Source organism: Frankia sp. AgKG'84/4, assembly GCF_023242965.2.
Taxonomy (GTDB): domain Bacteria; phylum Actinomycetota; class Actinomycetes; order Frankiales; family Frankiaceae; genus Frankia.
The window spans coordinates 1-9,249 of sequence record NZ_JALKFU020000177.1 but is presented as its reverse complement, the minus strand read 5'-3'; the positions used below and the strand labels follow the sequence as shown (position 1 = coordinate 9,249).

Annotated in this window: 8 protein-coding genes; 5 read left to right on the top strand and 3 right to left on the bottom strand. The window is 70.9% G+C overall.

Features of this window, described 5'->3' with window-relative positions; all coding sequences use genetic code 11:
- The first annotated feature begins 220 nt into the window (after positions 1 to 220).
- A complete protein-coding gene (locus tag MXD58_RS13085; protein ID WP_248837389.1) occupies positions 221 to 1,573 on the top strand; it encodes a cytochrome P450 in 1,353 nt (450 codons plus the stop codon).
- 259 nt (positions 1,574 to 1,832) lie between these two features.
- On the opposite strand, the gene MXD58_RS13080 is transcribed toward MXD58_RS13085, so the two are convergent.
- Entirely contained in the window at positions 1,833 to 3,077 is a 1,245-nt protein-coding gene (locus MXD58_RS13080) for a cytochrome P450 (RefSeq protein ID WP_248837390.1), read from the bottom strand.
- A gap of 261 nt (positions 3,078 to 3,338) precedes the next feature.
- On the opposite strand from MXD58_RS13080, the gene MXD58_RS13075 reads away from it, so the two are divergent.
- A complete protein-coding gene (locus MXD58_RS13075; RefSeq protein WP_248837391.1) occupies positions 3,339 to 4,577 on the top strand; it encodes a cytochrome P450 in 1,239 nt (412 codons plus the stop codon).
- A gap of 68 nt (positions 4,578 to 4,645) precedes the next feature.
- On the opposite strand, the gene MXD58_RS13070 is transcribed toward MXD58_RS13075, so the two are convergent.
- Together MXD58_RS13070 and MXD58_RS13065 are read right to left on the bottom strand one after the other, a co-directional pair.
- Complete coding sequence (locus MXD58_RS13070; RefSeq protein WP_248837392.1) at positions 4,646 to 5,470, bottom strand: hypothetical protein; 825 nt, start codon at positions 5,468 to 5,470, stop codon at positions 4,646 to 4,648.
- Between the two features lie 100 nt (positions 5,471 to 5,570).
- Positions 5,571 to 6,236 (bottom strand): RICIN domain-containing protein, encoded by a 666-nt coding sequence (locus MXD58_RS13065; RefSeq protein WP_250609358.1) that lies wholly within the window; start codon positions 6,234 to 6,236, stop codon positions 5,571 to 5,573.
- 315 nt (positions 6,237 to 6,551) lie between these two features.
- Between MXD58_RS13065 and MXD58_RS13060 the strand changes: the two genes are divergently transcribed.
- The 3 genes from MXD58_RS13060 to MXD58_RS13050 all read left to right on the top strand — a co-directional run.
- Positions 6,552 to 8,093, top strand: coding sequence for a WD40 repeat domain-containing protein (locus MXD58_RS13060; protein ID WP_248837393.1), 1,542 nt, complete (start codon positions 6,552 to 6,554; stop codon positions 8,091 to 8,093).
- Between the two features lie 36 nt (positions 8,094 to 8,129).
- Positions 8,130 to 8,345: a hypothetical protein gene (locus MXD58_RS13055; RefSeq protein WP_248837394.1), complete on the top strand. Its 216-nt coding sequence runs from the start codon at positions 8,130 to 8,132 to the stop codon at positions 8,343 to 8,345.
- 158 nt (positions 8,346 to 8,503) lie between these two features.
- A partial coding sequence (locus tag MXD58_RS13050) for a serine/threonine-protein kinase (protein ID WP_250609357.1) occupies positions 8,504 to 9,249 on the top strand: 746 nt, incomplete at its 3' end.

The following is a 9,249-nucleotide window of genomic DNA, read 5'->3' as shown; positions in this document are numbered from 1 at the left end:
GCCCGGACCCTCATGCGGGTGGTCAACCTCGTCGACCCACCCACCGCCCTGCTGCGCCCGGCGCTCGCCGTCCGGGTGCTCGCCCCGACCCCGCGGGCGGGTCGGACGGCCGAGGGCAGTCCCGCCCGTGCGATCGCCGATCCCGCCGAGGCCACCCGCCCCTGAGGGCGACCGACCGCTGCCGGCGGCGGGCGCCCGACTCCGCAGGAGGACACCCTAGATGGTCACCGTCCATCCCGACACGTCCCTCTCCCCGAACCCGGCCGGCTCCTCGAACCCGGCTGGCGCCGTCCGCCCGACACTGTCGCTGGAACCACCGGCGCCGGTGTTCGCCGGCGGCGACACGCCGTCGTCCCGGCTGATCACCGAGCTGTTCGACCCGGCGAACCGGGCCGACCCGTACTCGATCTACGTCCGGCTGCGCGAGATCGGCCCGCTGCACGACGGCCCGTTCGGCCTGCCGCTGGCCACGAACCATGCCGACTGCACGGCGGTGCTCGCGAACCAGGACTGGGGCCACGACCGCGAGGCCCACCAGCTGCACCCGACGCTGCCCGCCGAGGCGTTCCCGTCGACGTTCCTGTGGATGGAGCCGCCGGACCACACCCGCCTGCGTGGCCTGGTGACGAAGGCGTTCACCCCCCGGGTCGTGCACGGCCTGCGGCCCCGGATCGAAGCACTCGTCGAGGAGCTGCTCGACAACGCGCTGGGCGCCGGCGAGTTCGACCTCATCCAGACCCTCGCCTACCCGCTGCCGCTGACCGTGGTCTGCGAGATCCTCGGCGTGCCCGCCGCCGACCACGCGCAGGTCCAGGTGTGGTCGCAGGCGATCGCGCGCGCCTTCGACCCCGACGTGCTGATGACACCCGAGTCGCTGGCCCACCGCAACGGGACGATCCCCGAGTTCCTCGCCTACTTCCGCGAGCTCGTCGAGAAGGCCCGGCGCGGGTCGGGCGGCGATGACCTGATCAGCCTGCTCGCCGCCGTCGAGGACGAAGGCGACCGGCTGACCGGCGAGGAACTGCTCGGCACCTGCGTCACCTTGCTCGTCGCGGGCCACGAGACGACCGTCAACCTGGTCGGCAACGGGATGCTCGCCCTCATCCGTCATCCCGAGCAGTTCGAGCTGCTGCGCGGTCGGCCGGAGCTGCTCGGCGCGGCCGTCGACGAGCTGCTGCGCTACGACTCGCCGATCCACATGAACACCCGCGCCGCGAAGCGCGAGATGACCGTGGCCGGGCGCGTCTTCGCCCCCGGCGAGGGCATCGTCGCCCTCATCGCCTGCGCCAACCGTGACCCGGCCGCCTACGCCGACCCGGAGCGCTTCGACCTCACCCGCTTCGACCGCACCCGGCCCGACGCGGCGAAGCCGTTCAGCCGGCACCTGTCGTTCAGCCTCGGCCACCACTACTGCCTCGGCGCGCCGCTCGCGCTGCTGGAAATGGAAATCCTGCTGGCCGCGGTGCTGCGCCGGGTCGGCGGCATGGAACTGCGGACCGACACCCTGTCGTACAAGCCGAACATGCTCATCCGCGGCCTGTCCGAACTCCCCGTTCGTTTCCACGCCGCATAGTGAGCCTTTCCCGGTAACTTATGCGGGCAGTCGCCCGGCCCATCCACATCGAGCCCTGTCAAGATACCGGCCTCGACGCCTCGACGCCTCGACGCCTCGACGCCTCGCGGCGGATCGGTCTCCTCGCGGTTATGGCCACCACAAGACGGGGTCGTATCGTGCACCGCGGTGCACTCCCGCGGCGCGAACCCTGATAGTGGTCAGGTCCCTCGCGTCAGCGGCCGCGGGCGGCTTCGTGCCGTCCGAGGCCGCTGACGTCTCAGACGGTGGAGGGAGCCAGCTCGACCGGCAGCGCACGCAGGCCGCGATGGATGATGCTCGGCTGGTAGTCCAGTTCGTTGGTGGCCAGGCGCAGGCCCGGTGCGCGATCCACCAGGGTGCGGATGGCGGTCGACGCCTCCAACCGGGCCAGCGGGGCGCCGAGGCAGTAGTGCAGCCCAAGGCTGAAGCCGAGGTGGCGGGGGGAGTGGCCGGGCGTGGCGTAGCGGGTGACGTCGACCTCGTCCGGGGTGGTGAACACCTCGCCGTCCCGGTCCGCCGAACCCATCAGCACGATGGCCCCGTCGCCGCGGCGGAACGCGCGGTCGCCGACGGTCGTGTCGGCGAGGGCGACCCGCATCGTGAACTGCGTCGGGGTGTCGTAGCGCAGGATCTCCTCGATCGCCGGGCCGGCCAGGTCGGGCCGCCCGCGCAGCAGTGCGAGCTGGTCGGGGTGGCGGATGAGCGCCAGGATGCCGTTGCCGACCAGGTTGATGCTGGTCTCCATGCCGGCGACGAGCAGCAGCACGCAGATGCCGATGACCTCGGCGACGCTGAGCACCTCGCCGGCCTCCTCGACCGCGACGAGGCGGCTGAGCAGGTCGTCCTCGGGGTGTGCGCGGCGGCGCGCGACGAGGTCCGTCAGGTAGCCGACGACGCCGGCCCCGGCCGCGTCCCGTTCGGCGATCTCCGCGGGGGACAGCAGCGGCTCCGGGTCGGTGCCGCGGGCGATCGCCAGTTCCCACCGTCGCAGCTGCTCGGCGTCCTGCTCGGGCACACCGAGCAGGCGCTGCCCGACCATCGCCAGCGCCAGCGGCGACGACAGGTCCCGGACCACGTCGAGCCCGCCCGCCTCGACCGCCCGGTCCACCAGCCCGTCCACCACTCGGGTGATCATGGGCGCGAGGTCGGCGACCATCCGCGCGCTGAACGCCTTGTTCACCAGGGCGCGCAGCCGCCGGTGATCGGGCGGGTCCATCCGGATGAACGAACCCGGCAGGCTCTTCTCCTGGTCCCAGAAGGGGCTGAGGCGGTCGACGTTGCCGTGCCCCCAGGCCTGGCTCTGCAGCACGGCGGCACAGTCGGCGAACCGGGACAGCACGGTCACCTCGGTGTCGCCGAGTCGGACGGCGCTCGGACCCGCGGTCCGCAGCTGTCGGTAGTCGGGATAGGGGTCGAGCCGGTGGGCGTCGTCAAACAGGTCGAGCGCGTCGGGGACGACGCGGCCGAGCTCTGTTGAGGTCATGAATCCCCGCTCCTTCGTGGTGCGGATCCGGATGATTGCCTCGGATATGCGCGGCGCGCTGTTCCGCGCCCCCGCGGGCGTCATCGTCCGGTCGTCACCCGGGCAGGTCAAGGCGCTTTCGGCCGGCCCGGCCAGATTTCATCGTGCGATACGAAAGAGATATCGAGTCCAATGCCCGTCGTTCGAAATTCACCGGGCTGTCGGGTCGGGGCGGTACTGTTCTTCCGGCGATGTCCCGGGCGTAGTGGGAAAGGCAGAACCTTGACGACCGAATCCGCCGAGCTGCTCGCCGTCTTCGATCCCCGCCACCGGGCCGATCCCTACCCGGCGCTGCGGGCGCTGCGGGAGGCCGGTCGCTGGCACACGATGTCCGCCGGCTCGCCCGGCATCGGCGTGCTCACCCGGCACGCCGACTGCATCCGGCTGCTGTCCGATCCGGCTTTCGGTCATCTGACGATGGCCGAAAGCGTCTTCCGCCCGGTCACGGACGTGGAGGAGGGACTGCGTTCGATGCTGCGGTCCAACCCGCCGACGCACACCCGCCTGCGTCGTCTCGTCAGCCGGGCGTTCACCCCCGGGCGCATCGCCCGGTTCGGCTCGCTGGCCCGCGAACTCGCCGCGGACCTGCTCGACGACGCCGTCGCCCGCGGCGAGGTCGACCTCGTCGACGCGTTCGCCCGGCCGTTGCCGCTGCGGGTCATCTGCACCCTGCTCGGCGTACCGGAACGCGACGAGGAGGTCTTCGGCGGCTGGGCGTCGGCGTTGACCCGCGGGCTCGACCCCGACCAGATGATGTCCCCGGCGGAGCGCGCCGCGCGCGCCGAGGGCACCCGGGGCTTCGCCGGGTACTTCACCGAGCTGATCGCCAGACGCCGGGTCGAGCCCGCCGACGACCTGCTCAGCGCCCTGATCGCCGACCAGGAACAGGGTGACCGGCTGGCCGCGGACGAACTGCTCGACCTGTGTGTGCTGCTGCTCGTCGCCGGCTACGAGACGACCGTCAACCTCGTCTCCGCCGCCGTCCTCGCGTTCGCTGGCGCCCCCGAGCAGTACGCGCTGCTGCGCGAGCGCCGCGACCTCGTGCCCGCGGCGATCGAGGAGACGCTGCGCTTCGACCCACCGATCCAGTGGCTGGCCCGCTCGGTGCTGGCCGACACCGAGATCGCCGGGCACGCGCTGCACCGCGGCGACGGTGTCATCGGTGTGCTCGCCGCCGCCCACCGCGACCCCGACGTCTTCCCCGACCCGGACCGTTTCGACATCACCCGCTACGCGGCCAATCGCGAGGCCGGCCCCGGCCAGCCCGCCCGCCACCTCGGCTTCGGTCAGGGCATCCACTACTGCCTCGGCGCCCCCCTCGCGCGCCTGGAAGCCGAGATCATGCTGACTGCCCTGCTCGACCGCGTCACCTCCATCGAGGTCACCGCCGACCCGACCTACCGCCCGCACCTGGCGGTCCGGGGCGCCCGCGCGCTGCCGGTCCGCCTCCTCGCGGCCTGACCGGCGAGGACCCGCCGGCCTGAGCGCCGCGGCCTGGCTGGCCGCGGCGCCGGAGGGCTGGCGCTGCCTCAGCGGAACGCACCGGGTGTACGGATCGATCCGGGGGTGGACGATGCGGTGGTGGACGGGGATGTTGTCGACGGTGCAGTGGTGGACGGTGCAGTGGTGGACGGTGCAGTGGTGGACGGCGGAGGGGTCGTCGGCTCGGCCTCGCTTTCGCCGCCGACGAGCGTGACCCGGTTCGGCAATGCGCGGTGCAGGGCTTTCTCGTGGATGAGCAGGGTGGTCCGCCGGATGCCGCCCGCAGGATCGGCGGTGAAGCTGACGGTGATGGTGCAATGTTCCCCTGGCCCCAGGGTCTTCCCGGAGCAGCCGTCGTCGGCGGGCGCAATGGTGAAGCCCGGGTGCGCTGTTGGGAAGGAGTATTCGTCGATGAGAACCGGGCTGGTTCCGGTGCCAACGAGGTTGATCACGCAGGTGTCGGTGCACTTCACGACGGCGGGAGCATCGGGTCGGGTACCCGCGTCCGGTGTCTCGGACGGCACGGCTGGCGTCGGCGACGGAATTGCGGTTCCCCCGTCGGACGGCGGAGGGTCGGCGAACGTCGGCAGGTACGTCTGGTAATCGGGTGCCAGTCTGGCCAGTCCGGTGCTGCTGCCGCAGGTGACGAACCAGGCGAGCGCCGCCACGCCGACGACGAAGACAATTCCTCGGCGACCTTCGGTGACGACCGCGCTGATGAAGGCGCCGATGGCCACGGCGATCAGGTGCTGGGAGTTGTCGTCCAGCGGAGCCGTGATGACGGCGCTGGCCAGCGTGCCAAGGAACGTCCAGAGGATGCTGGTCCGTTCGGCCCGCTCTTCCCGGGCACCTGCGGACGCTCTGGTGCTCACCGCCGCGTCACGCCGCGGTTCGGCGGCGTACCGGGTACACGAGGGCGGGGCCTCGTTGCGTACGACACGATTCTGTCCTTTTTCTCTCGGTCCGGACTACCTACAGGGAGGCCTCGTTGCCAATGCGCCAGATCTGGTTTCCGGCATTCCAGTCGTCTGGACTGTGGATGCAGTCCCACTGCTGCAGCACTGCCTGCTCGCGCGGCGCGGTGGCCCTGCCGTTGTCGGCGTCCAGGCACAGTCCGGTCGCACGGTTGATCAGAACCTGATAGGAGGAGTTCGTGGTCGAGCAGACCTCGCCCGAGCACTGCGGCGGGGAGTCCACCCGGCCGCGCCGCCACTCCGCGAGGCGGTCGCCGGCGGCACAGCGGGTGTTCTGCACGACGCGCGTTCCGTTCCGGTAGGTTCCCGCGCGATCGTCGAGCATCAGGCACTGGCCAGAGTGATGGGCGCGGATTCTGAAGTACCCGTCGCCGCTGTCGAGGAGGTCGAACTCCTGGGAGGCGCTGGTGTTGTTCCGCCAGAGAAAAACCCCCTGGTAGGAGGCCCTGGATCCCCATATGACGTCGGCCTTCAGTCCCGACCGCGCGTTGGTGATCTCTACGCGTGTCCGGCCGGCGGCGTGCGCGGTGGTAGGCGCGAGCATGAGCGCCACCGAGGCCAGACCTATCGCGAGCCATATCGCACGGAGGCGCCCCGTCAACGCGGGTCGGTTGAATGTGGTGATTGTCGAGCCAGCGGGCAGTGGATGGTCCTGGCCGGGCATGGGGAGGTCGAGTCCCTTCGTCAGAGCTTGAAAAGCACATTTCCGAGCAGTCCTGCTGCGGCAGCCGTCCGGTCCGGCGGTCACGGTCAACGATCTGGCCGCGGCTGGGTGTCCGTCAGCTCCAGGGCTGAGATTCGGACAAAGTTTCTGACAGCCGCTGGTCAGGGCACTTAGACTGAGTTCTGTCCGTCCGGCGGTGCCGGACGGACAGCCTGTCTACGACTGCCCGGGGGGAGCCGCGTGGAGGTATCGAGTGATCCGCGAACAGATTTCATTCACCGGTTAAGGGCGCTGCGAGAGGCCGTCGGTCTCTCCATGCGGGCGCTGGAGGAGGCGAGCCAGTGGACCGCGCCCCGCGATGAAAAAGGGAATCCCGGCAACCGGGAAAAGGGGAAGCCTCTTATCACGCGGGGCACCATCGGGGGCATGACGAACCTGCGTACTCCGGTCGTGCCTGAGTTGGCAAGTGTTGAGGCCTTCGTGGATACCTGCCTGCGTGTCGCAGCGGAGAAGAGTATCCGTCTTCCGCCGGGTCTGGACAGCAGGCGCGCCTGGGACCTGGCGTATCGCAGGCTTCGCGAGCAGGTCGACCGCTACCAGCGTCAGCAGCGCCGTCCCGCCGGCCGAGCCCGATCTGAATTCCCGGTCGAGATGCCATCTCCCGCAGAGACGCCATCTCCCGCCGCATCCCCGGCCGAGACCAGCCGTGTGGTGGAAGAGGAGTTGCCGCCTCCGCCGGCTCGCGAAAAGCCTCTTCCCTCTCGACGGCGAATCATCTTGCGAATAGCGGGGGGAGGGACGGCAGCGCTGGGAGCCGGTGCGGTCTTTTTCGCCAGCGGGTGGAGCGGGACGGAACCGGAGGCCACGGGGGCTGTTCCCGGCCCTTCGTCGTCACCTGCCGCCAGTGACGCCTACAGCCCCGTCGGGAAACTTCTCAGCCCCTCGACCGACCTGGACAACCACGTCTGGTCCGTTGCCCTCGGCACGCTGAAAGGAGATCCCGTCGTCATCGCCGGCCGCGCCGATGGCACCGTGCAGCTGTGGAACCCGGTCACGGGCAGGCCCCGCAGCGTTCCCCTCGCCGGTCACCGCGGGCCTGTCTACTCCGTCGCGCTGGCCGGCTCTCTCGCGGTGTCCGCCGGCGTGGACGGCACCCTGCGGGCCTGGGACCTCACCGCCGACCCGCCGACCAGTGCCCGCCTGGGCGACCAGCTCGGCGGCGGAATCAACAGCGTGGCGCTGGGCACCCTGAACGGGCGGCCCATGGCGATGTCCGCCAGCGACGATCGCACGGTCCGGCTCTGGGACCCGGCGCAGCCCAGGCTGACCGGCACCATCCTCGGGGAGAAACTTGACTCCGAGGTGAAAAGCATCGCCGTCGGCACCATCAGCGGCGAGGTGGTCGCCGTGTCCGGCAGCGCGGACGGTACGGTCCGGCGCTGGGACGTGGCCACGCGGCAGGCCGGCCGGCTCCTCGGTGGTCACGACAGGAAGGTCGGGACTGTGGCGATCGGGACGGTGCGGGGCAGGCCCCTCGCGGTGTCCGGCGGCGACGACGGCGATGTCCGGACCTGGGATCTGACCACGGCCACCCCCACCGGCAAGCCCCTCGGCGATCGGATCAACAATGCGGTCAAGAGCGTGGCCGTCGGTACGGCGGGCGGCAGGAGCGTGGCCATCGCCGGCAGCGACGACGCCACCATCCGGATCTGGGACCTGGCCACCGGCCGCCCCTACGGCAACGGTCTCACGGGCCCCGACAAAGCCGCGGAATCCATCGCTGCCAGCAATCTCGGCAGCCGAGCCCTCGTCGTCTCCGGCCACTGGCAGGGCACCATCTGGACCTGGAGCCTGTGAACCGGAGACGTCGACGCCGAGGACGCGTGCCGCTGCGTGGCCGAGTACGAGCAGCCGGTCGGCCGGGATCTGGCGTCTCACCGCGTCGTTGTGTTCCGTGAACGTGCGCACCATCGCTTCCCGGTCGGTGAACTGGTCTTTGAAGGCCCCGTTCCGCCCCACCTGATTCATCATCGTGACGGCGTGCGAGTACCTCATCCAGGTGAGGACAGGGACCAAAGCTTCTCCTCGGATGGCGAAGCGCAACAGTGATGACACTGTCCGAGGCCCGTCGGCCTGCCGGGCGCCCCGCGGACAGTCGCCCAGGCGACCGTCTCCGATCCCCGCGACGTGCGGGATGCCCGGTTAGAGTCAGGTCTCCTGGCCGCACCGGTCGGGTCACCGGCGACGTTGTGGACGCGGGGAAGCGCGTGATCGTGCAGGGACACGTCCGGGCGGCGCTGCCCGACTACGACGTCGGGCGGGAGCTCGGCAGTGGCGGGTTCGGCCGTGTCTACGCCGGCCGGCACCGCCGACTCGGCCGGCCGGTGGCGATCAAGGTGCTGGGGCTGTCCGCGTCGGAGGCGTCGGCGGGTGCCGAGGTCGACGCCGAGGCGCAGATCATCGCTCGCCTCGACCATCCGCATATCGTCCGGGTGTACGACTACGTCCGCGCGGACGACCTGGCGCTCATCGTCATGGAGCTGCTTCCCGGCGGGACGCTCGCCGAGCGCGCCCACGCCGGCCTGTCGCCGCAGGCATCCTGCGCCACCGTCGCCGCGGTCGCCGCCGCGCTGCACCGCGTGCACCGCCTCGGCCTGCTGCACCGCGACATCAAGCCGTCGAACATCATGTTCGCCGCGGACAACGCGCCGCGGCTCACCGACTTCGGCATCGCCCGGCTGTTGGAGGCCACCGGCGGCATCGCCCCGACCAGCGTGATCGGCTCCACGCCATACCTCGCGCCGGAGGTGTACGAGCTCGCCGCCCCCGGGGTCGGGGCCGACGTGTACGCGCTCGGCGCGGTGTTCTACGAGCTGCTGGCGGGCTCGCCGCCGTTCGACGCCGATCCGCGGCCGCACGTCATGGCCGAACGGCACCGCTTCGCCGTGCCACCGCCGCTGCCGGCGCCGGCCGCCGCGTTCGCAGCGCTGACGATGCGGGCACTGGCGAAGGA

What these genes read in the sequence shown, in the direction of transcription:
- MXD58_RS13085 (WP_248837389.1), top strand. Translation starts at nt 221, where the DNA reads ATGGTCACCGTCCATCCCGACACGTCCCTCTCCCCGAACCCGGCCGGC.
- MXD58_RS13080 (WP_248837390.1), bottom strand. Translation starts at nt 3,077, where the DNA reads ATGACCTCAACAGAGCTCGGCCGCGTCGTCCCCGACGCGCTCGACCTG.
- MXD58_RS13065 (WP_250609358.1), bottom strand. Translation starts at nt 6,236, where the DNA reads ATGCCCGGCCAGGACCATCCACTGCCCGCTGGCTCGACAATCACCACA.
- MXD58_RS13060 (WP_248837393.1), top strand. Translation starts at nt 6,552, where the DNA reads ATGCGGGCGCTGGAGGAGGCGAGCCAGTGGACCGCGCCCCGCGATGAA.